The 22,492-nt window shown below is 55.5% G+C and carries 17 protein-coding genes; 12 read left to right on the top strand and 5 right to left on the bottom strand.

The features are described from left to right. The first annotated feature begins 28 nt into the window (after positions 1-28). The 7 genes from GFH31_RS07310 (at position 29) to GFH31_RS07280 (ending at position 8,064) form a co-directional block, all read left to right on the top strand. On the top strand, positions 29-1,963 hold the full coding sequence (locus GFH31_RS07310) for an amylo-alpha-1,6-glucosidase (protein WP_055203574.1): 1,935 nt from the start codon (positions 29-31) through the stop codon (positions 1,961-1,963). A 190-nt stretch (positions 1,964-2,153) separates the two neighbouring features. Further along, positions 2,154-3,443, top strand: a complete 1,290-nt coding sequence (locus GFH31_RS07305) for a glycosyltransferase family 4 protein (protein ID WP_316616097.1) — start codon at positions 2,154-2,156, stop codon at positions 3,441-3,443. A 25-nt stretch (positions 3,444-3,468) separates the two neighbouring features. Next, complete coding sequence (locus GFH31_RS07300; RefSeq protein ID WP_153497718.1) at positions 3,469-4,686, top strand: glycoside hydrolase family 57 protein; 1,218 nt, start codon at positions 3,469-3,471, stop codon at positions 4,684-4,686. 196 nt (positions 4,687-4,882) lie between these two features. Beyond that, positions 4,883-6,040 (top strand): TlpA disulfide reductase family protein, encoded by a 1,158-nt coding sequence (locus GFH31_RS07295; RefSeq protein ID WP_101573595.1) that lies wholly within the window; start codon positions 4,883-4,885, stop codon positions 6,038-6,040. Beyond that, positions 6,040-6,786 (top strand): UDP-2,3-diacylglucosamine diphosphatase, encoded by a 747-nt coding sequence (locus GFH31_RS07290; protein ID WP_101573593.1) that lies wholly within the window; start codon positions 6,040-6,042, stop codon positions 6,784-6,786. The genes GFH31_RS07295 and GFH31_RS07290 overlap by 1 nt, the downstream gene beginning before the upstream one ends. Positions 6,787-6,790: 4 nt before the next feature. Continuing rightward, complete coding sequence (locus GFH31_RS07285; RefSeq protein WP_153497717.1) at positions 6,791-7,585, top strand: thymidylate synthase; 795 nt, start codon at positions 6,791-6,793, stop codon at positions 7,583-7,585. Further along, positions 7,582-8,064, top strand: coding sequence for a dihydrofolate reductase (locus GFH31_RS07280; RefSeq protein ID WP_055203025.1), 483 nt, complete (start codon positions 7,582-7,584; stop codon positions 8,062-8,064). Before GFH31_RS07285 ends, GFH31_RS07280 begins: the two co-directional genes overlap by 4 nt. 11 nt (positions 8,065-8,075) lie before the next feature. Here GFH31_RS07280 and GFH31_RS07275 read toward each other — a convergent pair whose 3' ends face one another. Next, complete coding sequence (locus tag GFH31_RS07275; protein WP_101573591.1) at positions 8,076-9,575, bottom strand: potassium/proton antiporter; 1,500 nt, start codon at positions 9,573-9,575, stop codon at positions 8,076-8,078. Between the two features lie 306 nt (positions 9,576-9,881). Here GFH31_RS07275 and GFH31_RS07270 point away from each other — a divergent pair, with 306 nt between their 5' ends. Both GFH31_RS07270 and GFH31_RS07265 read left to right on the top strand, forming a co-directional pair. Further along, positions 9,882-10,529, top strand: coding sequence for a DUF4136 domain-containing protein (locus GFH31_RS07270; RefSeq protein ID WP_101573589.1), 648 nt, complete (start codon positions 9,882-9,884; stop codon positions 10,527-10,529). A 43-nt stretch (positions 10,530-10,572) separates the two neighbouring features. Further along, positions 10,573-11,205 carry an outer membrane beta-barrel protein gene (locus GFH31_RS07265; RefSeq protein ID WP_101573587.1) on the top strand — a complete coding sequence of 211 codons (633 nt, stop codon included), beginning with the start codon at positions 10,573-10,575 and terminating at the stop codon, positions 11,203-11,205. Between the two features lie 92 nt (positions 11,206-11,297). Here GFH31_RS07265 and GFH31_RS07260 read toward each other — a convergent pair whose 3' ends face one another. Then, on the bottom strand, positions 11,298-12,611 hold the full coding sequence (locus tag GFH31_RS07260; RefSeq protein ID WP_118457933.1) for a UDP-glucose dehydrogenase family protein: 1,314 nt from the start codon (positions 12,609-12,611) through the stop codon (positions 11,298-11,300). A 208-nt stretch (positions 12,612-12,819) separates the two neighbouring features. Here GFH31_RS07260 and GFH31_RS07255 point away from each other — a divergent pair, with 208 nt between their 5' ends. Beyond that, complete coding sequence (locus tag GFH31_RS07255; protein WP_153497716.1) at positions 12,820-13,923, top strand: MraY family glycosyltransferase; 1,104 nt, start codon at positions 12,820-12,822, stop codon at positions 13,921-13,923. 73 nt (positions 13,924-13,996) lie between these two features. Then, entirely contained in the window at positions 13,997-16,351 is a 2,355-nt protein-coding gene (locus GFH31_RS07250; protein ID WP_228385733.1) for an SLBB domain-containing protein, read from the top strand. Positions 16,352-16,511: 160 nt separating this feature from the next. Here GFH31_RS07250 and GFH31_RS07245 read toward each other — a convergent pair whose 3' ends face one another. From GFH31_RS07245 to GFH31_RS07235, 3 genes are all read right to left on the bottom strand, one after another. After that, positions 16,512-17,408, bottom strand: a complete 897-nt coding sequence (locus tag GFH31_RS07245) for a ComEC/Rec2 family competence protein (protein WP_153497715.1) — start codon at positions 17,406-17,408, stop codon at positions 16,512-16,514. After that, positions 17,405-18,835, bottom strand: a complete 1,431-nt coding sequence (locus tag GFH31_RS07240; RefSeq protein WP_118655616.1) for an MFS transporter — start codon at positions 18,833-18,835, stop codon at positions 17,405-17,407. Before GFH31_RS07240 ends, GFH31_RS07245 begins: the two co-directional genes overlap by 4 nt. A gap of 75 nt (positions 18,836-18,910) precedes the next feature. Beyond that, on the bottom strand, positions 18,911-20,911 hold the full coding sequence (locus GFH31_RS07235) for a tetratricopeptide repeat protein (protein WP_101573672.1): 2,001 nt from the start codon (positions 20,909-20,911) through the stop codon (positions 18,911-18,913). Between the two features lie 315 nt (positions 20,912-21,226). Between GFH31_RS07235 and GFH31_RS07230 the strand changes: the two genes are divergently transcribed. Then, positions 21,227-22,492: an adenylosuccinate synthase gene (locus GFH31_RS07230; RefSeq protein ID WP_055203044.1), complete on the top strand. Its 1,266-nt coding sequence runs from the start codon at positions 21,227-21,229 to the stop codon at positions 22,490-22,492.

Raw genomic sequence — 22,492 nt, 5'->3', positions numbered from 1 at the left:
GCGTAGATATAGAAAATAAATGGAGGATATGGCAGTTTTGCATTTCGACAAAAACGAGTTGGGGAATCTGGAGTATTCGCTTCAGCGCGAGATGCTCAGTACCAACCGCGCGGGAGGGTATATGAGTACGACGATCGTATGCTGCAATACGCGGAAATACCACGGGCTGATGGTGTGCCCGAAAGACGATGACGACGAGAATAATTACGTGCTGCTGTCGTCGGTGGATGAAACGGTCGTTCAGCACGATCAGACGTTCAACCTGGCGATCCACCGTTTTCCCGGCGTGTACGAACCCCGGGGGCATAAGTATATTACCGATTTTACCTATACGCCGACGCCGGCGATTACGTACCGCGTGGGCGGGGTCGTGCTGAAAAAAGAGTTGCTGTGGATTCATTCGCGGACGCAGTTGCTGATCCGTTATACGTTGCTGGACGCCCGCTCGGATACGCAGTTGAGGCTGCGGCCCTTCCTGGCGTTCCGCGACCGGCACGGGCTGAGTAAGGCCAACCTGTTCGCGGACGGTCACAGCTACCCGATTCCCGGCGGCGTGCGGAGCCGGCTCTACGAGGGATTTCCGTGGTTGCATATGCAGACGAACGTTCCATGCGAATTCGTCGCTGCGCCGGATTGGTATTATAACTTCGAATATGCCGAGGAGATCGATCGCGGTTATCCGGGGCACGAGGACCTGTTGACGACCGGTTATTTCGAAACGGATATCGTCAAGGGGCAGAGCGTTATTTTTTCGTGTTCGACCGAGGAGGTCGATCCGGCGACGCTCGAAAAGGATTTCATGGAAGAGTTGGCGCGTCGGTCGAACAAGATCGATTTCTTGTCGTGTCTGCGGCATTCGGCCAGGCAATTCATCGTGCGTCACGGCGATAAGACCGAAGTGGTGGCCGGATATCCGTGGTTCGGCCGGTGGGGACGCGATACGTTCATCGCGCTGCCGGGCATCACGCTGACCCAGGGCGGCGTCGAGTCGTGTTGCGAGGTGATCGATACGATGGTGCGCGAGATGAAGGACGGCATGTTTCCGAATATGGGCAGCGCCTACAATTCGGTGGACGCTCCGTTGTGGTTTTTCTGGACGTTGCAATGCCTCGAAAAGCATATCGGCGGCGGACGTAAGCTGTGGAAGGCCTACGGCAAGCCGATGAAAGAGATACTGGAGTCGTATATGCGCGGAGGCGAGTGGGTGCAGGTGCGCGAGAACGGACTGGTATGGGCCGCGCATCCGAATTATGCGATGACCTGGATGGACGCCGTCGTGGACGGCCGCCCGGTGACGGGACGCGAGGGCTATCAAGTAGAGATCAACGCATTGTGGTACAATGCGATTTGTTATACGCTTGAACTGGCGCGGAAAAATAAGGATACCGATTTCGTGAGCCGTTGGGAGCGGATGCCCGAACGGATCAAGGAGTCGTTCGTCGGGCTTTTCTGGTATCCGGAAGAGTCGTTCCTGGCGGATTATGTGGACGAACAGGGGCAGAACCGATTTATCCGGCCGAACCAGATCATCGCCTGCTCGCTGCCGTACGGTATGCTCAGCGACGCGATGAAGCTCGACGTGATCGACAAAGTGCATCGTCACCTGTTGACGCCCAAGGGGCTGCGGACGCTTTCGCCGCGCAATCCCCTTTACAAAGGGCACTACGGCGGAGATCAGCCGACCCGCGACCGCGCATACCATCAGGGAACCGTATGGCCCTGGTTGCTGGAACACTATGTGAAGGCCGGCTTCGATATGCACGGGAAGAAGTTCCTGAACGAAGCGGAGGATATTCTGAAGAATTTCGAAGAAGATATCAGTGTCAGCGGAATCGCTTCGATCAATGAGATTTACGACGGAGATCCTCCGCACTGTCCGAGGGGTTCCGTTTCGCAGGCGTGGAGCGTAGGCGCCGTTTTGCGGATCGACCAGATGATACAGGAGTGTAAATCTAAAAAATAAAGCCGGGAAAAGGGGGTGCGGAAACCGGACGGCAGGTTGTTTGCAAGGGAATTGTTTTTTGAAGGAACGGTTGAGGCCGGCAAACCGGATTTTCCGGAAAATTTCAGAAAAAGCTCCGCTGTTTATGGGTCGGTGTGGAAAAGAGGAAAACGAATTGAATTGATATAAAATAATAAAAACCATAAAGCAGATGAGAGTATTGATGTTCGGATGGGAATTTCCGCCGCATATCGCGGGAGGACTGGGAACCGCATGCTACGGATTGACCCGGGGACTGGCCAAGCACGACGTCGGGGTGATCTTCGTGGTGCCGAAGGCTTACGGGGACGAGGACGGCCGTTTCGTACGGGTCGTCAACGCGAGCGACGTGGAAGTGTCCGCGGACGATACGCGGGAGAAAGAAATTTGGGAGAAGCTGACGTTTATCCATGTGGATTCCAATATGGTGCCCTATGTGTCTCCCGAGGAGTTCGACGATTATTCGAGGCAGTTCCGCGAAACCGGGGAGTTGCCCGGGCGACACGACGTATGGAAAGAGCGTTATGCTTTTTCCGGGAAGTACGGGCCGAACCTGATGGAGGAAGTGGCGCGCTATGCGATGGTCGCCGCGCAGATCGCTCGGGATAGGGCCGGGGAGTTCGATGTGATCCATGCGCACGACTGGCTGACCTACTATGCGGGGATCGCCGCCAAACGGGTGTCCGGCAAGCCGCTGGTAGTACACATGCACGCGACCGAGTTCGATCGTAGCGGCGAGCATGTCAACCAGTCGGTCTATAACATCGAACGGGCCGGCATGGAAGCCGCCGACCGCGTGATCGCCGTGAGCAACCTGACGCGCAACATCGTGATCGAGAAATACGGAATTCCGGCGGACAAAGTCGTGACCGTGCACAATGCGGTGCGTTTCGACAAGCGGGATTCCGGGGAGAGCGAACGGAACGTGGAGGATAAGATCGTGACGTTCCTCGGGAGGATCACCTACCAGAAAGGTCCCGACTATTTCGTCGAGGCGGCGGCCAAAGTGCTCAAACGGTTGCCGAACGTCCGTTTCGTCATGGCGGGCAGCGGCGATATGTTGGTCCATGTGATCCGGCGCGTCGCCAAGCTGGGGATTGCCGACCGGTTCCATTTTACCGGGTTTCTGCGCGGGGACGAAGTGCAAAAGATGTTCGGTATGAGCGATGTGTATGTGATGCCGTCGGTGTCGGAACCGTTCGGAATTTCGCCGCTGGAAGCGATGAAGTCGAACGTCCCGGTGATCATTTCGAAACAGTCGGGAGTGGCCGAAGTGCTCGATTACGCGATCAAGGTCGATTATTGGGATGTGGACGCGATGGCGGACGCGATTTACGGCCTGTTGAAATATCCGTCGCTGGCGGCGATGTCGGCCGAAAAGGGGAAAAGCGAAGTGATTAATCTGAAATGGGACAACGCGGCCGGCGAAGTGCTCGATGTTTACCGCAGTTTGGTCGGATAAGGGACGGACTATAAAATACGAGGTTATGAAAACAATCTGCATCTATTTTCAGGTACATCAGCCGATGAGACTGAAAAAGTACCGTTTTTTCAATATGGGTAAGGACCACGAGTACCTGGACGATTACGCCAATCGTGCGATCATGCAGAAAGTGGCGCGGGGATGCTACCTGCCGATGAACGAGCTGTTAGCCGGACTGATCCGCAAAAACGGCAAAAAGTTCAAAGTCAGTTTTTCGATTTCCGGGATCGCGGTCGAACAGTTCAGGATGTATGCGCCCGAAGTGCTGGACAGCTTCCAGGCGTTGGCGCGTACGGGCTGCGTCGAGTTCTTGGCCGAAACGTATTCGCATTCGCTGGCGGCGCTGGCCGACCGGGACGAATTCGTGGCTCAGGTGAAGCAGCACTGTGCGTTGATGGAGAAGGAATTCGGCGTAAAGCCCACGGCTTTTCGCAATACCGAACTGATCTATTCGGATCATATCGGCGAAGTGGTCGCTTCGATGGGGTTCCGCACGATGTTGGCCGAAGGCGCCAAGCACGTTCTGGGATGGAAAAGTCCGAATTACGTCTATGCCAATGCGATTGACCAGAAGTTGCACCTGCTGCTGCGGAATTTCAAGCTGAGCGACGATATCGCGTTCCGTTTTTCCGACCGGGGATGGTCGCAGTGGCCGCTGACGGCCGAGAAATACGTGAGCTGGCTGAACAATCCGGAACTTCCAGGCGAGGTGATCAACCTGTTTATGGACTACGAGACGTTCGGGGAGCATCAGAAGGCCGACAGCGGGATCTTCGAATTCATGAAACACCTGCCGAATGCAGCGCTGGCGACCGGGTCGCTGAAGTTCGCCACGCCGACCGAGGTATCCAAAAAGTTCCAGCCGGTGGCTATCTTGCACGCTCCCTACCCGATTTCGTGGGCCGACGAGGAGCGGGACATCACGGCCTGGCTCGGCAACGAACTCCAGAACGAAGCGTTCAAAAAACTTTATGCGTTGAAAGATAAGATCCGGGCGATCAATCATCCCGATTTTTACCATGCGTGGAATTTCATGCAGGTGTCGGATCATTTTTATTACATGGCGACGAAATGGTTCTCGGACGGCGACGTTCACAGCTATTTCAACCCGTACGAGTCGCCTTACGAAGCGTTCATCAATTACATGAACGTGCTGAGCGATTTCGAGATCGAGGTCGACCGGAAATATAAGGAAACGATGCAGGAATCGGTTCCCGCCTGACGGGCGGGAACGCTGTTCTGCAAAGCGGGCCGGGTTTCGAAACCCGGCCCGCTTTGTTTCGGAGATACTATAAATGCCGGGAAAATCGTTTTATATTGTGAGAAAATTAATCTATTTTTGTAACTTTAAAAAAGTCACGGGTTTCGTGCTTCGGCCCGGCCGTGACGACCGTATTGATAATACGAGAGGAAACTGTATGAAAAAGATTCTTTCGGTCATTACCCTGACCGTGTTGATCGCATCTTGCGGACAGGATCGCAAAGCGCGTGTCCAGGGCTCTTTCTCGGGACTGTCTCACGATACCGTGTTGCTGGAAATGGTTACGACGCAGGGACGCCGGATCGTGGATTCGACCGTTATCGACCAAGGGGGCGATTTCCGTTTTCGGGTGAAGCTGCCCGAGAAAGGCCCCGTATTTTACAACCTGCTTTGCGACGGCAGTGCGATTCCGCTGATCGTGACGCCCGGAGACCGGATCGAGGTCAACTCGCTGTGCGACCTGGCCCGGAACTACACGGTCGAAGGCTCCGAGGAGTCGCAGTTGCTCAAGCAGTTCAATACGCAGTACGGCAACGGCGTCGCGACGCTCGATTCGTTGTCGAAGATTTACCGGAATACGCCCGTGGTGGCGGATACCGAAAAGCGGCGGAAAAACCTGCTGGATCAGTACCTGGCGGAGTATTACCGGATCAAGCGCGAGCACATCGCTTTCATTATGGCCCATCCTTCGTCGATGGCTGCCGTTTATGCGCTGTACCAACGGTTGCCGGACGACCCGTGGCTGTTCAATGAAAAAACCGATCTGATCTATTACCGGATCGTCGCGGATTCGTCGTCGGTGCGCTATCCCGATGCTTCGCGCGTGAAGGTGCTTCAAAAAGAGATCGAAGAGCGGAAAAAGGTGCTCGAACTGGCCGACCGGATACAGAACCAGTCGGGGAACGCGCTGAATTATCCGGAAATCGACTTGCAGGATGTGTACGGCAAGGATCAGAAGTTGTCTTCGCTGGACGGAAAAACAATCCTCGTCAGTTTCTGGTCGACCCGGGATTCCCGCTATCCGGTGCAAAACGCCGAAATGAGGGAGCTGTATAAAACTTATAAAGACCGAGGACTGGCCATCTATCAGGTATCGCTGGACGACGAGAAAGCCGACTGGGTGACGGTGGTGCAGGATCAGAAGCTCCCGTGGATCAACGTGTTCGATCCGCGCGGCACGGGCGGTATCGCGGCCATGAGCTATAACGTCCAGGCCGTGCCGTCGAACGTGCTGATCAGTTCCGACGGTGCGATCGTGGCTCGTAACCTTTTCGGGGATCAACTGAAAAATAAAGTCGCCGAACTGGTCAGGTAATGTACTATTTCGCGTCGGATATCCATTTGGGCCTCAAGGTGGGGCAGACGCACGCCACGCGCGAGCGGTTGTTCGTCCGCTGGCTCGACGAAGTGTCTGCGGATGCCGAGGCGATTTTTCTGGTGGGCGATGTTTTCGATTTCTGGTACGAGTATCGGCGCGTCGTGCCGAAAGGGTTCACGCGGCTGCTGGGAAAACTGTCGGAACTGACCGACCGAGGGGTCGCCGTCCATTTTTTTCCCGGTAACCACGACCTCTGGGCGTTCGACTACTTGCAGACCGAGTGCGGGGTGGTACTGCACCGAGCCGATTACGAAATTCTCGCGTTGGCCGGGAAACGGGTTTTCATCGGACACGGCGATGTGTTCGGCAAGCGGGGGCGCGGGGGACGGCTGCTGAGCCGGGTGTTTCGCAGCCGGGCGATCCAGTGGGTTTTCTCGACATTCGTCCATCCGAATGCGGCGATGCGTTTCGGCCATTGGTGGAGCGGTTCGAACCGTAAGGCGAAACCGATCCGGCATGCGTTCCGCGGCGCAGAAGAGCCGATCGTGCGTTTCGCCTCCGATTTCCTGAAAGAACATCCGGGGATCGACCTGTTCGTTTGCGGGCATATTCATTGCGCGGAGATCGTTCCGCTCGCGGGCGGCAGCCGGATCGCATTCCTCGGCGAGTGGATCGACCGCCCCACTTACGGCAAACTGGATCAAAACGGATTTACGCTGAACAGCTATCCGACAACATCATAACGACATGCAACAATATCTCGACCTGCTCCGCCATATCAAGACCTGCGGCACCGTGAAAGGCGACCGCACGGGTACCGGTACGATCAGCACGTTCGGCTATCAGATGCGTTTCGACCTCGGAGCGGGGTTTCCGGCGCTGACGACCAAAAAGCTGCACTTGCGTTCGATTATTCATGAGCTGCTGTGGTTCCTGGGCGGCGATACCAACATCCGCTATCTGCACGACAACAACGTGACGATTTGGGACGAATGGGCCGATGCCAACGGCGACCTCGGACCTATTTACGGATACCAGTGGCGCAGTTGGCCCGCGCCGGACGGCAGCCATATCGACCAGATCGCGCAGGTGGTCGACCAGATCCGCAGCAATCCGGACTCGCGCCGGCTGATCGTCAGCGCGTGGAACGTGGCCGAGATCGATAGGATGGCGCTGCCGCCGTGCCATGCGCTGTTCCAGTTCTACGTGGCGGACGGCAAACTCTCCTGTCAGCTTTACCAGCGCAGCGCGGACGTTTTTCTCGGCGTGCCGTTCAATATCGCTTCGTATGCGCTGTTGACGATGATGATCGCGCAGGCGACCGGCCTGCGGCCCGGCGAGTTCGTGCATACGCTCGGCGATGCGCACATCTACCTGAATCATACCGAACAGGTCGACCTGCAACTGGCGCGCACGCCGCGACCGTTGCCGGTGATGAAGATCAACCCCGACGTCAAATCGGTCTTCGACTTCCGCTACGAGGATTTTTCGCTCGAAGGCTACGATCCCTGGCCGTCTATTAAAGCGCCGATCGCCGTATGATCTCGATTATCGTGGCCGTAGCGCGCAACGGGGTGATCGGGGATCGCAACCGGCTGATCTGGCATATTTCGGAAGATTTACGCCGGTTCAAGGCGATTACTACCGGGCATCCGGTGATTATGGGACGCAAGACTTTCGAATCGCTCGGGCGTCCGCTGCCGAACCGGATCAACGTCGTGGTGACCCGGCAGACCGGTTACCGCGCCGAAGGGTGCGTCGTCGCCGGTTCGTTGGAGGATGCGATCCGGCGTTTCGATCCGTCCGAAGAGATTTTCGTGATCGGCGGCGCGCAGATTTATGCCCAGGCGTTGCCGCTGGCCGACCGCTTTTACCTGACGCGGGTGGAGGCCGATTACGAAGGCGATACCCTTTTCCCGGCGTGGAATCCGGCCGATTGGACGCCGGTACGCGAGGAACGTCGCGAACGCGGCGAAAAGTTCGAACATCCTTTCGTTTTTTTGGATTACGTCCGCCGTTAGGTTTCCGGCATTCAGGATGCCGGTTCGGACGGAGTATTGGAATCCGGGACTTCCGTGTCCGGATTTTTTTTGCTGTGCGAAATGATCATCAGCTTGTCGTTCAGATAAAGCTTGCTGCGTCCGTTCGGAATAAAGAAGGTGTCGTCGCGCTTGACGGTCACGACCAGTTCGTCGTCCGGCAGCGGCAGGTCCATCAGCCGGTCGCCTTTGACCAGCATGTCGGCGGTCACGTCGATTTCGGACAGGGTGGATTTGATCTCCGCCGGCAGTTCTTCGAAGTTGAATTTCCGGCTTTTGGAAGCCGTGTCGTCCGTCAGTTTCAGTTTTTTAGCCATGAAGTTCACCGTCGTGCCCTGTACGACCAGCGAGACGATCGTGATGAAGAATACGATGTTGAAGATCAGCGATGCGTTTTCGATACCCGCCGTGAGCGGATAAGTGGCGAAAATGATCGGTACGGCGCCGCGCAGACCGACCCACGACACGTAGGATTTGGCGCGGGTACTCATTTTGCGGAACGGAAGCAGGCATAGGAATACGGTCGCCGGGCGGGCCAGGAAGATCATTACGACCGAGATCAGCAGCCCGATCGCCATTACCGGGATCAGTTCTTTCGGATTGACGAGCAGTCCGAGCGTGAGGAACATGACCAACTGCGAAAGCCAGGCGATGACGTCGAAAAAGGTCGCTGTGCTGCGATGATGCGGCATTTTGTTGTTGCCGACGACCAGCCCGGCGATGTAAACGGCCAAATAGCCGTTGCCCTGAATCAGATTCGTGAACGAAAAGATAAAGAAGACGCAGGCCAGCAGCAACACGGGGTAAAAGGAGCGGTTGTCGATGTTCAGCCGGTTGATCAGCAGCAACGAGATGCGTCCGAGCACGTATCCGGCGACGGCCCCGATCGAGATCTGCAACAGCAGGATCGAAACCGACTCGCCGAAACTCATTTCGCCGACCTGGATGATCTGGATGAACAGGATCGTCAGGATGTTGGCCATCGGGTCGTTGCTGCCGCTTTCGAATTCCAGCAGCGGACGCATGTTCTCTTTGAGTTTCAGTCCTTTCGATCGCAATATCGAGAATACCGAGGCCGAATCGGTCGACGACATTACGGCGGCCAGCAGCAGCGATTCGTAAAGCGTCAGCGAAAAACTCGGGAAAAGATAATCCGTAATCAGGTAGATGGCTCCTCCGGTGATGGCGGTGGTCAGCATGACGCCCAACGTAGCGAGGATGATTCCCTGTCCGAGAACCGGGCGGATCTCTTTGAACTTGGTGTCCATGCCCCCGGAAAACAGAATGACGCTCAGTGCGATCATTCCGATGAACTGGGCGATCGTCGGGCTGTTGAACTGGATGCCTACGCCGTCGCTGCCGAATGCCATCCCCACGCCGAGAAAAAGTAGCAACATCGGCACGCCGAACTTGTAACCGGCTTTTCCCGCGACAATACTCACAAACAATAAAACCGCTCCCACCAACAGGATATTCCCGGCATCCAGCACCATCTTTCTCGAAAGTTAGAATAATTATAGAAAACGTCTCATCTGCTCAAAGATACGAATTTTTGTCGTGCATCGCAAGATTTATGCCTTAAGAAAGTCTTTTCGGAACAAAATAAAGATTTATCGGGGAGCGGTTTCGGGAATGAAAAAACATCGCGTTCGGGCGCAAAAGCAGGAAGTTCGGGAGGAGATTTGCCGCCGGTCGGCGCGGTTTCGGCAGACGGGGCGAAAGTAGTGTGGAACGGATTTTGAAATAGATTCGGTTGTAGTATTTATAGAATTCGAAAACCTTATTAAATAGCAAAGAGTATGAAAAAATTAATTTACGTTTTGATTGCCGTTTTTGCACTGACCTCTTGTCGGGAGGATCCGGATCTGGGAGATCTGAGCAGTGATTTTCTGGTGTTTACCAATTACGACGGCAAGGCGGATTTCAACCGTTTCACCCGTTATTATATGCCCGACAGTGTGATGGTGATCGGCGATACGAAAGATCCGGAATACTGGACGGGCAGCAAGGCCGCCGATATCCTGAAAGCCTATGAGGATAACATGCAGGCCTGCGGTTATGTCCGTACGGACGATAAATCGGAAGCCGACGTCGGTTTGCAGATCAGCTACGTGCAGAGCGTCGCCTATTTCGTGGATTACCGCAATCCTTATTGGTGGAACGAATATCCCGGTTATTGGCTTCCCGGCTACTGGGGCGATTGGGGATACTGGTATTACCCTTATCCGGTCGTGTACAGTTACAGCGTCGGTTCGCTGCTGACCGAGATGGTCGACCTGAGTACGTCGCCCAGCGCCGACCGAAAACTGACCGTCGTCTGGAACAGCTTCCTGAGCGGATTGCTGAGCGGATCGGACGCGTTCAACATGGAACTGACCGTAAGGGCTATCAATCAGTCGTTCGTGCAGTCCCCCTATCTGGTCAGAAGCGCCGCAGTCGGGGAATAAGTTCCGTTTCAACCCATGTAGAATTTAAAAACAGCAGAATATCATGAAAAACATAAAAAGCAAATTAACGGGATGGGCAGCGGTTGCCGTTGCGGCGTTGTTGCTGCCGTCCGTCGGTCGTGCTCAGGGCAACGACAACATCTATCTGAATATCGACTGGCAGTACAACGTGCCGCTCGGAGCCAGCTTCGCCGATAAATCGAGCGGCTGGGGAATGAACTTCGAGGGCGGTTATTATTTCCCGAATAATTTCGGCGTGGGTGCGTTCATCGCTTACCATACCAACAACGAGTACATTCCGAGGCAGACTTTTCCGGTCGGCGAGACTTCGACGGTGACTACCGATCAGCAGCATTCGGTCTTCCAGTTGCCGTTCGGCGCCACCGGACGTTATCGTTTCTTGCAGACGAACGTGCTGGAACCTTACGTAGCCCTGAAACTCGGCGCCAATTACGCGCGCATTTCTTCCAACTTCTACATATTGGAAGCCTATGAAAAGACGTGGGGATTCTATATGTCGCCGGAAATCGGTCTGAACGTTCGCCCGTTCGGGGCATCCGGCTTCGGGTTTCACTTCGCTCTTTATTATAGCTATGCGACCAACAGCGGGACGGTGTTGAAATACAAGACCGACCAGTTGAATAATTTCGGTTTCCGGATCGGCGTGGGATTCTGACGACCGTCAAAAATATGAATCCGGCGGAGTCTTGAACAGACTCCGCCGTTTTTTTGTCCGGAACTGCAGCCGGGAAACGGGGCCGCCTCGGATCAGCCCCCGATGTAGTGGTAGACGATCGACGTGCCGTCGAATTCGTGTTTGTCGTAAATGTTGCGGCCGTCGAACAGCGCCGGACAGCGCATCGTCCGTTCGATGACCGGCCAGGACGGTATCCGGAATTCTTTCCATTCGGTGACCAGCAGCAGGGCGTCCGCATCGACGACCGCTTCGTACATGTCCTTCGCATAGGCGACTTTGTCTCCGACGACGCGGCGGCATTCGTCCATCGCTACCGGGTCGTATACGGTGATCCGGCCGCCGGCCCGGAGGATCAGGTCGATCAGCACCAGCGACGGAGCTTCGCGGATGTCGTCCGTCTGCGGTTTGAAGGCGACGCCCCACATCGCGATCCGCTTGCCGGTCAGATCGCCGCCGAAATAACGCATCAACTTGTCGAACAGCACGCGTTTCTGCTGCTGGTTGACGCTTTCGACCGCGTGGAGCACCTGCATCCGGTATCCGCGCTGTTCTGCCGTATGAATCAGCGCCTTGACGTCTTTCGGGAAGCAGGACCCCCCATAACCGCAGCCCGGATAGAGGAATTTGCTGCCGATTCGCGGATCGCTGCCGATCCCTTTGCGAACCATGTGGATGTCGGCTCCGACCAGTTCGCACAGGTTGGCGATGTCGTTGATGAAGCTGATCCGCGTAGCCAACATGCAGTTGGCCGCGTATTTGGTCATTTCTGCGGACGGGATGTCCATGAAGATCACACGGAAGTTGTTCAGCAGGAAAGGCCGGTAGAGCCGGGTCATCAGTTTGCGGGCCCGTTCGCTGTCGATTCCTACGATCACGCGGTCGGGACTCATGAAATCTTTGATGGCATTTCCCTCTTTCAGAAATTCCGGATTGGAAGCCACGTCGAACGGGACTTCGATCCCGCGTGCCGCCAGTTCCCGTTCGACCGTTTCCCTGACCTTCGCGGCGGTGCCTACCGGTACCGTGCTTTTGGTGACCAGCAGCGTATACTTCGAAACGCTCGCCCCGAACGTTTTCGCGACGTCGAGCACATGGCTCAGATCCGCCCCCCCGTCTTCGTCCGGCGGCGTGCCGACCGCGATGAAGACGACGTCGACGCTGTTGACGACCGCGCCCAAATCGGTTCCGAACGACAGGCGTCCCGCCCGCATGTTTTTTTGGATCAGCGTGTCCAGTTCCGGTTCGTAGATCGGAACCTTTCCGTTTTGCAGGCGTTCGATCTTCTCCGGATTCGTATCTATGCAGGTGACTTTGATCCCCATTTCCGCGAAGCAGGTGCCCGATACCAATCCGACGTACCCGCTGCCGACAATCGCAATTCTCATTGATTTACAGTTTTTGAAAAGCAGGGTTCCCCGTATTCCTGCTCCGGCTCAATACAAGCGGTGAAAATAACGTTTTATTTTATAAAAACAGGGTTTTATCGTTGAAAAATGACGTTTTCGGCCGAAACGAATAAAAATGGAATGCAGACCGGCAGAATGTCAAACATAATTCGTATTTTTGCAAGGCTTTGTTTCTACTGAATACGCAATGTTGAAATTGTTTGTCATAGCTACGTTTCTGATTTCGGCTCTGGTCGGACGTTTGACGATTCCGAAAATCATCCTGATCGCTAAAAAAAAGAAGCTTTTCGATGAGTTTTCCGAACGTAAGCTCCATCATACGAATATTCCCCGTTTGGGCGGCGTCGCTTTCTTCCCGGCTTTCCTGTTCTCGGTTTCGCTGATGATGGGACTGCGGTACTATCTGGGTTACGATATCACGGCGACCGCGCTGGAAACGGATGTTTTCCGCGAGATCATGTTCCTGATAGCGGGGGTCACGTTCATTTTTTTCACCGGACTGTCGGACGATCTGTCGGGCGTGTCGTACAAAAGCAAGTTCGTGATGCAGATCGCGGTGGCTATTCTGCTGATTTTCGGCGGGATAGGAATCGAGAACTTGGGCGGTCTTTTCGGACTGTATCAGATCCCGGTATGGGCGGGCTGTATCCTGACGGTGTTGGTGGTGGTTTTGCTGGTCAATGCGTATAACCTGATCGACGGGATCGACGGCCTTTGTTCGGGGCTTGCCCTGCTCGCCCTGGGGACGCTGGGCGGATGGTTCTGCTGGAACGAACTGTATGTTTACGGCATGATGACGATGGGGATCGCCGGCGTGGTGAGCGTCTTTTTCTTTTACAACGTGTCGGGAAAGCGGATGAAAATATTCATGGGGGATACCGGGTCGCTGACGCTGGGCTACCTGATCGCTTTTTTCGGGTTGGAATTCTACAACATGAATATCAATACCGATATGTTTCACATACGGTCGGCTCCGGCCGTATTCCTGGGGATGGTGTTTATCCCGGCCTTCGATACGCTTCGCGTTTTTTGCGTGCGGATCAAGGCGGGGCTCTCCCCGTTTTACCCCGACAAGAGACATATTCATCATAAAATGCTGCGGATCGGGCTGACTCATTTCCGCAGCGCGATGGTGATTATCGCTTTGCAGGCCGGTTTTATTTTGTTGAACATCTTGTTGAAAGATTTGAATATCAATTTGCTCTTTGCGATCGATATCGTGCTGGGCATTTTGTTGATTCGCTTGCTGGACATACTGGGCAATCGCAAAACAAATCCGACCGGGAAGTGAGCGGATAATAGAATCAGGGCAGTTGCGTTTTACTAATCCGAACCGTTTTTTTGATAAAATTATAATATTTCATATGAATTCGACACGTAAATCAGGTTATGCTTTACTCATAGGGGCCTTGTTGATGCTAACGGGCGCGTCGGGCCAGGTGGTCGTTACGCCGGGAATGGTGCAGCAGGCGAAAGCGATGGGAGCTTCGGACGCCCAGATCAATGCGGCGATGCATGCGACTTCTCCCTCTTCTTCTCAATCTTCCCGAGCGGATACGTCCGCGGACACGGGCGGGAACGAAGTGCGACGGGAAGCTTCCGCCGATCAGCGGCAGGCATCGGAGGATAAGACTGCCGTTCAGCGCCGTTCGGTCGATTCCCTCATCCGGAATACCGTTTTCGGACAGGAGATATTTTCGACGAAGAACCTGACTTTCGCGCCGAGTTACAACATGGCTACTCCGCCCAGTTACGTGCTGGGGCCCGGCGACGAGGTGATCATCGAAGTCTGGGGCGAGGCGGAATCGCGCGTACAGGAGAAAATTTCCCCGGAAGGCAGTATCAGCATCCAGGGGGTCGGCCCGATCAATTTGGCCGGATTGACGGTTGCCGAAGCCCAAAAAAGGGTCGAATCCCGGATTCACGAGATCATGAACGGACAGGTGAAGGTGTCGCTGGGGCAGATTCGCAGCATCAAGGTCAATATTTCCGGGGAGGTCGTTACTCCGGGGACTTATACGCTGCCTTCGCTGGCGACGCTGTTCAATGCGATCTATTCGGCCGGCGGGGTCAACGGGATCGGGTCGCTCCGGCATATTCAGGTTTTCCGGAACAGCAAGCAAATCGCCGATCTGGATGTGTACGACTACCTGATCAACGGGAAATACGAGACGAATATCCGGCTGGAAGACAACGATATGATCATCGTGCCGCCTTATGACAACCACGTGACGATCGGGGGAAAGATCAAGCGGGAGCGTATTTACGACATGAAAGACGGCGAGACGCTGGCCCGGCTGATCGATTTCGGGGGTGGTTTTACCGGGGATGCTTACAGCGACAACGTGACGGTGCACCGCAAGAGCGGCCGGATGCTGACCATTCTGACGGTGGATAAAGCCGATTTCGGGACGTTCGAGCTGTTGGACGGCGATAGCGTGAGCATCGGGAAGGTGCTGCCGATGTATGCGAACATGGTTGCGATCGAAGGAGCCGTATGGCGTCCGGGCGAGTACGAATTTTCCGAAAAAATCGCGACATTGTCGCAGTTGATCGCAAAAGCCGAAGGGTTGAAGGGCAGCGAGTTCGCCTCGCGGGGACAGATCACCCGGGTGGATATGGCGAACAATTATACGGTGATCCCGTTCGACGTTCGGGAGATCGTCGGCGGACAGACGGACATCGCGCTGCAAAACCTGGATCGGGTTTACATTCCGAATATCTACGATTTGCGGGAAGAATATACGGTTACGGTGAAGGGAGAGGTCAACAACCCGCATACGTTTACTTTCCGCAAGGGGATGACCGTGGAAGACGTCGTCCTGATCTGCGGCGGTTTGCGGGAATCGGCCTCGCTGGCCAAGATCGAGGTGGCCCGCCGGATCAAGGATCCCCAATCGACTTCCTATTCGCCTAAAATCGCGGAAAATTATTCTTTCGAGATATCGGAAGATTTGAAGATCGCGCCGGAAGACAGCCGGTTTCTGATCGAGCCGTTCGACGAGATCTATATCCGCCGGTCTCCGGGGTATTCCGAGCAGCAAAGCGTGGCGATTACCGGCGAAATACTTTTCGGCGGCGAGTATGTGCTCGCTTCGGCCGGGGAACGGCTGTCCGATATCATCAAGAAAGCGGGTGGTTTTACGCCGGAAGCTTATGTCGTCGGGGCGAGCGTGCAGCGGCGGCTGACTGCCGACGACCGCGCCAAAGTCGCAGCCGTGATGGCGATTGCCAATACGAACAAGGGGAAGGATTCCGTATCGACGCAGTCCGTCGAGATTCCCGATTATTATCCGGTGGGGATCGACGTAATGGCGGCCGTTAAGAATCCGGGTTCTAACGACGATATCATCCTGCAGGACGGCGACCGCATCTTTATTCCGAAATTCAATAGTACGGTGCGCGTGTCGGGAGCCGTGTTGTACCAGAATACCGTCGTGTACGACCGGTCGAAAGTGAAGGATTATATTTATCAGGCCGGCGGTTACAAGCAGGAGGCGCGCAGGCGTCCTTTCGTCGTCTACATGAACGGCAAAGTGGCGGCTACCCGCGGCGGATTCCTCTGCAAGCGTTATCCGAAAGTGGAGCCCGGCTGTCAAGTGATCGTTCCGATGAAACAGGAGCGCAAGGGGAACGGGCTGGCTAACGTGATGGGAATGATGTCCTCGACGGCGTCTCTGGCGGCGATGGTCGCTTCGATCATCAACCTGAGCAAGTAAAAGTTGCGATATAAATTCAGAAAAGGAACCGGAATTAGAAAATTCCGGTTCCCTTTTTTGATTGGTGTTGTTTCGGTTCCGGGATTGGCCGGACGGCAAATCCCCGGAATCTGAAGGATAAGATTCCGGGGACTTTAAAAAATGCCGTTTCTGGGTTCGGTTACCCGAGTTTGAACAGTCCCAGACAGCTGACGTGGTGCTCTTTGATTCCCTTTTCATCCATCCAGCGGCGGGTGTCGATCGTTTTCAGCGGGCCGGTGTTGAAACCTTTCCCCTGGTCGTTGTTCCATACCCAAGTCGGCGTGGGCCAGAGGCAGGCTTTGAAATCGATCGTTTTGTAGAAGTTTTCGTCGCAACCCTGCTGCCCGTGATGGGCCATTTGCAGGTAGTCGCAGTCGAGGTCTTTGCGGTAGGGGCCGTTCAGCGCTTTGTTGCCGCACTCGACGCCGGCATCGCCGAGGAATACGAGCGATTTGGCTTTGTCCCACACGCGGATGATCATGCTGGAATTGTTATAGGGGTTCGTGCGGAACTCTTCGTTGGTCACTCCCAGGATCTTGAAATTCAGGCCGTCGATCTGTCCGGTCAGCCCCGGTTCGGTCTGGTTCGCCACCTCGATGCCCGATTTGTCCAGCGCTTCGTAATAGTCCAGCGCATATTGTTGATAGGGGGCCTCGCAGGCGAGCAGCGAGTCGGAGAAACGGGAGTGGTATACCTTATTGATTTTCATGCCGTCGGGTTTTTGCAGGATCTTGGTCAGCGCGCCGACGTGGTCGTTGTGCGGATGCGACGTGAACCATGCTTCCACTTCGTTGCCGAGTGCGGCGATGAATCCCCGCAGGAAAAGCGTTTCGTCGTTCATTCCGCCGTCCATGACGATGACGCGCCCTTTGTCCGTCAGAAAAACGAACGAATTTCCGATCGTGTCTACCTGAGAAGGAAGTTGCCAGAGGGTAAAACCCGATTTGCCGGTTCCTTTTCCCCATAAATCGAGCGGCGCTACCGCCGCTGCGGCGCCTCCGACCAGTGTGACGCGTAAAAAATCTCTTCTTTTCATGGTATTTGAGTTTTAGTGGTTGAGTTCGTTTGCAATTCGTCGTTCGGTTTTTCAAGTCCGTATCCTTTGCGGGCGTCTTCACGGCGCAGCAGCAGCGCGAAGACGATCGATAGCGCCCCGAATCCGGCGAAGATCAGCATCGGCAGCGTGTAGTCGTAGCGCGTGGATACCACGCCGTCGATCACGACGGTGCCGGCGATGCAATGGTTCTTGAGCACGACGCCGATCAACAGCGGGACGAAGGCCAGGCCCCAGTTCTGTATCCAGAAAATCATCGAATAGGAGGTGCCCAGCATCCGGTACGGGACGATTTTCGTCACCGAAGGCCACATGGCCGACGGCACCAGCGAAAGGGCGGCTCCGAGTACCAGTACCAGCACGACGGCCATCCAGTTTGCCGTGAGCGCCGGGATTGCGAACAGAGTGTATACGCAGACCAGCAGCGCCGAGCCGATCAGCATGATCGTAGCCCCGTGTCCCCGTCGGTCGTAAATACTGCCGAACAATGGGGTGAGCAAGATGTTTCCGAACGGCAGCAGGGCCGGTATCGCGCCTGCGAATCCGGGCGATACGTGGAATTTCTGGATCATCAGTTCGGTGGCGTATTTCAGGAACGGGAAAACGGCCGAATAAAACAGCACGCAAAGGATCGTAATGTACCAGAAAGCTTTGATTTTCGCTATTTTGACGATGTCGGACAGTTTGAATTCTTCCTCTTTTTCCGTGCCGGGGAGCGTTTCCGTTTCCCGGTCTTCCCGCCGGTCCAGCACGCAGAAAACCAGGAAGCTCAGCAGACCGATGCAAAGCAGCAACAGACATACGGCGAGCGGAGCGCCCGGATTGCCCGTCATCCGAGCCAGCGGCAGCGACCCGAACATCGCGATCGCGGTTCCGATCCGTCCCGCCGCTACGTTGATGCCGAGGGCCAGCGCGAGCGACCGTCCGCGGAACCATTTGACGACCGCTTTATTGGCCGTAATGCCGATCATTTCGACGCCGACGCCGAAAACGGCGAATCCGAGCGTCGCGTACAGCACCTGCGATTTGACCGAGAAAAGCGAATGCCCTCCGATCGAAAACGACGAGACCGCTCCGCCGAGGTCGGCAGTGATTGCCCAGTATTTCAGCAGGGTGCCCCCGATCATCAGCCCGACCGACAGGACGCCGGCGTAACGGACGCCTTTTTTGTCGAGGATCATACCGCCGAAAATCAGCATCAGCAGGAAGATGTTGAGCCAGCCGTAACCGCTCGTGAACAGCCCGTAGTCGGAGCTGTCCCATCCGAGCTGCTGTTCGAGCAGGGTTTTCAGCGGCGCCATGACGTCGGCGATGACGTAGCCGGTCAGCATCGTGAACGATACCAGTCCCAGTACCGTCCAGCGCAGGACGGGCGACGCGGCCATTTTTTTCCGTATGATCTCTTTCATCGGATCGGTTTGCTGTTAGTCTTTTTCCGTCGACCCGGAAGCGGCGCGTTCGCTGCCGGTGTCGTCGTAGCCGGGCTATTTATTGCCCGGCTGCCCGTATATTTTCAATACTTTATAAGCTTGCTGGATACCCAGTTCCCCGGCCTTGCTCATGTCGAGACATCCTTTGTGGGTGTCTTTCAGGTAGATCTGGATCAGTCCCCGGTTGTAGTACGCCTCTCCGAACTGCGGGTTCAGCTCGATGGCCCGTGTGTAATCCTCCAACGCCTCGGACATTTGTCCCGACAGACAGTACAGGTTGGCGCGATTGTAATACGAGTAGGCGAAATCGGGTAACAGCTTGATCGCCTTGTTCAGGTCGCCGATCGCCTCGTCGTAATTGTACGTACGGGTCGATTGAGTCTTGAGGCGGTTGGCCGGGTCGCTTTCGATGGCGATCCGCTGGAAGCTGTTGTCGATCGACGAGACGAAGTCGATCATCTCGCTTTGCGTCGTGCTGCGGTTCAGGTACAGGAACGGGTTGGACGGGTTGCGGTCGATCGCCGCCGTATAGTTCGAAATGGCGCTGGTGTACTGCTTGATCAGCGATTGCGAGAGTCCCCGTTTGAAATAGATCTGCCATGAGTCGCTTCCCGTCCGGATCGAATCGCCGTTCGCCGCATCGAACGCGATCAGCGAATCGGGCGGAACGTCGCTGTCGCGGTTCACCCATTTCAACAGCGGCAGGCCGATCTGCTTTTTGAAACGCTCGGCTTCTTCCGAGTAATAGGGCTGGAACTGCTGCGGAATCTCGGCGTTCCGGGTGCTGTCGGGTTGTGCCAACGAGAATTTGAACAGCGGCAACAGCGCGATGTCGGCGCTTTTGGCATTGACCTGCTGGTATTCTTCGTCGGTGAAATTATTTTCGAACGATAGCAGTTGGTTGAACTGGCGACTCGTGTCGGCGTAGATCGAGAAGGTGCTGTCGTTCAGCTTCGAGCGGTATTCGGCGATTTTCCGGTCGGCGGTTTCTTTATCGCTGCGCGAACCTTTCAGGTCTTTGGTCGCGTAACGTAGCGACGAGCGATTCAGGTAGGCGTTGGCGAAGTCCGGATAGAGCTCGATGGCGCGCGAATAGTCGCGGATGGCCGCGTCGTAATCGCCCAGTTGGGCGTACAGGCCGGCCCGGTTATAGTAGACGAGCACGTTGTTCGGAGAGTACAGCGCCACCCGGTCGTAGTCTTCCAGCGCCTTGTTGTAGTCCCCGATCTGCGTACGCAAGATCGCCCGGTTGAAATAGGTCAGCGCGCTGGTCGAGTCGAGTTCGATCACCCGGCTGAAATCTTCGATGGCGTCGACCGGCCGCCGGGTGTTCGAGTAGACCAGCGCCCGGTTGAAATAAGCCGGGATAAAAGTCGAGTCGTAGCCGATCGCCCGGTCGAAATCCTGTTTCGCAAGGTCGTATTTTTTCTGACTCAGGTACAGCGAGCCGCGACGGTTGTAACCGTTCGGGTCGTAGTAGTTGGTGCGGATGCCCTGGTTGTAGTCTTCCAGGGCGCGCGTGGTGTCCTTCATGTACAGGTAGCTGGTGCCGCGGTTCAGGTAGGCGTCCGAGACCTTGTTGTCGTAGCGGATGAAAGTCGTGAAATCCGCGATGGCTTTTTCGAACTGTTGGCTCAGCAGGAAGGTGACTCCGCGGCTGTAATAGGGGCCGGGACGGTCGGGGCGCAGGTCGATGGCTTCCTGGAAATCTTTCAGGGCGTCGTCGTAATTGCCCAGCCGCGAACGGGTGATGGCGCGGTACTGGTAGGCGGTCGTAAAAACCGGATTCTGGCGGATGGCGAGCGTGAAATCCTGTTCGGCGCCCAGCAGGTCGTCGAGGTTGTATTTGGCGATGCCGCGCAGGAAATAACCCTCGGTGGCGGTCGAGTCGACCCGCAACAGGATATTGAGCACCTCGATCGCATCCTGATACTTGCTGTCGATCAGGAAGTTCTGTCCCACGTAGAAAAAGTAGGCCTTGTTGAGTTGCGCTTTTGTTTCCCGGTGCGGCCCGACGGCTGCCAGCAACAACAGAATCAGCAGTATTTTTCGCATTCGCATTCCCGTTTTAAGGTGCTAAGTTAATTATTTTACCGAAAACCCCCGAGTGTTTTCCGGTTAAATTAACGGACGGACGGGCGAAAGTAGTATCGTCCGCAATCGAACCGTCGCGGCTCCGTGCTGCGGGACGGGCGTTCGCCGATTTCGCTTTTGACGCGCTTTTGTTTCCGGGGCGGTACCGCCCTTCGTTCCAGCGTTCTTGCCGGGCGCGAAAATAGCGCTTAAATTTTGCGGACGTCTTTTATGTTATGAAAAAGTTACGTACCTTTGAAAGCAATTTTGCGTTGTGAAATTATTCTAACCGTACCAATGAAAAAAATAGATGTTGTTTTAGGTTTGCAATGGGGTGACGAAGGTAAAGGAAAGGTGGTGGACGTACTGACCCCCGACTATCAGGTGATCGCCCGTTTCCAGGGTGGGCCGAACGCCGGACATTCCCTTCATTTCGAAGGCAAAAAATACGTGCTCCACACGATTCCTTCCGGGATTTTCCGCGACGGATCGATCAATATCATCGGCAACGGCGTCGTGATCGACCCGGTGATCCTGTCCGACGAGATCGCCACGTTGGAGGCCGACGGCGTCGACGTACAGAGCAAGCTGCTGATCGCCAAAAAGGCGCACCTGATCCTACCGACCCACAGGATCATCGACGCGGCTTCCGAAGCTTCCAAAGGCAAGACCAAGATCGGTTCGACGCTGAAAGGAATCGGCCCGACCTACATGGACAAAACCGGACGCAACGGGTTGCGCGTAGGGGATATTCTCTCTCCCGCGTTCGAAGAGCGTTACCAGCGACTGAAAGCGAAACATCTGGAATTGCTGCGGCAATACGATTTCCAGTTCGATATCACCGATTACGAGAAGGAGTGGCTCGAAGGGATCGAAAACCTGAAGCGTTTCCGTTTTATCGAGGGCGAGCACGTAATCAACGGGTTGCTCGACGAGGGCAAGGCGATCCTGGCCGAAGGGGCTCAGGGATCGATGCTGGATATCGATTTCGGCACTTATCCTTTCGTGACCTCTTCCAATACGCTTTGCGCTGGGGTTTGCACCGGTCTCGGGGTGGCTCCGTCGCGGATCGGCAATGTGTACGGGATTTTCAAGGCATACTGCACGCGGGTCGGCAGCGGTCCGTTCCCGACCGAGCTGTTCGACGAGGACGGCGAGAAGATGCGCCGGATCGGCATGGAATTTGGTGCTACCACCGGGCGTCCGCGCCGCTGCGGATGGCTCGACATGGTGGCGCTGCGTTATTCGGTGATGATGAACGGGGTGACCGCGCTGATCATGATGAAGTCGGACGTGCTGAACGATTTCGAAAAACTGAAAGTCGCCGTAGCCTATAAGGTGGACGGGAAGGAGACGACCGAATTCCCGTATGAGGTCAACGGGGAGATCGTTCCGGTATACAAGGAGTTCGAAGGATGGAACTGCAACATCAACGGGATACGGAACTACGATCAGTTCCCCACCCGACTGAAGGAATATATCGAATTTATCGAAAAAGAGACGGGCGTGCCGGTGAAGATCGTATCGGTGGGACCCGACCGTGAGGAGACTATTATCCGATAA

This window comes from Alistipes sp. dk3624 (genome assembly GCF_009557455.1).
Classification (GTDB): Bacteria; Bacteroidota; Bacteroidia; order Bacteroidales; family Rikenellaceae; genus Alistipes_A; species Alistipes_A hominis.
The sequence above is the reverse complement of the archived record's forward strand: the minus strand, read 5'-3'. Positions and strand labels throughout refer to the sequence as shown.

What these genes read in the sequence shown, in the direction of transcription:
- GFH31_RS07265 (WP_101573587.1), top strand. Translation starts at nt 10,573, where the DNA reads ATGAAAAACATAAAAAGCAAATTAACGGGATGGGCAGCGGTTGCCGTT.
- GFH31_RS07280 (WP_055203025.1), top strand. Translation starts at nt 7,582, where the DNA reads ATGATCTCGATTATCGTGGCCGTAGCGCGCAACGGGGTGATCGGGGAT.
- GFH31_RS07245 (WP_153497715.1), bottom strand. Translation starts at nt 17,408, where the DNA reads ATGAAAAGAAGAGATTTTTTACGCGTCACACTGGTCGGAGGCGCCGCA.
- GFH31_RS07260 (WP_118457933.1), bottom strand. Translation starts at nt 12,611, where the DNA reads ATGAGAATTGCGATTGTCGGCAGCGGGTACGTCGGATTGGTATCGGGC.
- GFH31_RS07270 (WP_101573589.1), top strand. Translation starts at nt 9,882, where the DNA reads ATGAAAAAATTAATTTACGTTTTGATTGCCGTTTTTGCACTGACCTCT.
- GFH31_RS07240 (WP_118655616.1), bottom strand. Translation starts at nt 18,835, where the DNA reads ATGAAAGAGATCATACGGAAAAAAATGGCCGCGTCGCCCGTCCTGCGC.
- GFH31_RS07295 (WP_101573595.1), top strand. Translation starts at nt 4,883, where the DNA reads ATGAAAAAGATTCTTTCGGTCATTACCCTGACCGTGTTGATCGCATCT.
- GFH31_RS07310 (WP_055203574.1), top strand. Translation starts at nt 29, where the DNA reads ATGGCAGTTTTGCATTTCGACAAAAACGAGTTGGGGAATCTGGAGTAT.
- GFH31_RS07255 (WP_153497716.1), top strand. Translation starts at nt 12,820, where the DNA reads ATGTTGAAATTGTTTGTCATAGCTACGTTTCTGATTTCGGCTCTGGTC.
- GFH31_RS07275 (WP_101573591.1), bottom strand. Translation starts at nt 9,575, where the DNA reads ATGGTGCTGGATGCCGGGAATATCCTGTTGGTGGGAGCGGTTTTATTG.
- GFH31_RS07230 (WP_055203044.1), top strand. Translation starts at nt 21,227, where the DNA reads ATGAAAAAAATAGATGTTGTTTTAGGTTTGCAATGGGGTGACGAAGGT.
- GFH31_RS07305 (WP_316616097.1), top strand. Translation starts at nt 2,154, where the DNA reads ATGAGAGTATTGATGTTCGGATGGGAATTTCCGCCGCATATCGCGGGA.
- GFH31_RS07235 (WP_101573672.1), bottom strand. Translation starts at nt 20,911, where the DNA reads ATGCGAAAAATACTGCTGATTCTGTTGTTGCTGGCAGCCGTCGGGCCG.
- GFH31_RS07290 (WP_101573593.1), top strand. Translation starts at nt 6,040, where the DNA reads ATGTACTATTTCGCGTCGGATATCCATTTGGGCCTCAAGGTGGGGCAG.
- GFH31_RS07300 (WP_153497718.1), top strand. Translation starts at nt 3,469, where the DNA reads ATGAAAACAATCTGCATCTATTTTCAGGTACATCAGCCGATGAGACTG.
- GFH31_RS07250 (WP_228385733.1), top strand. Translation starts at nt 13,997, where the DNA reads ATGAATTCGACACGTAAATCAGGTTATGCTTTACTCATAGGGGCCTTG.
- GFH31_RS07285 (WP_153497717.1), top strand. Translation starts at nt 6,791, where the DNA reads ATGCAACAATATCTCGACCTGCTCCGCCATATCAAGACCTGCGGCACC.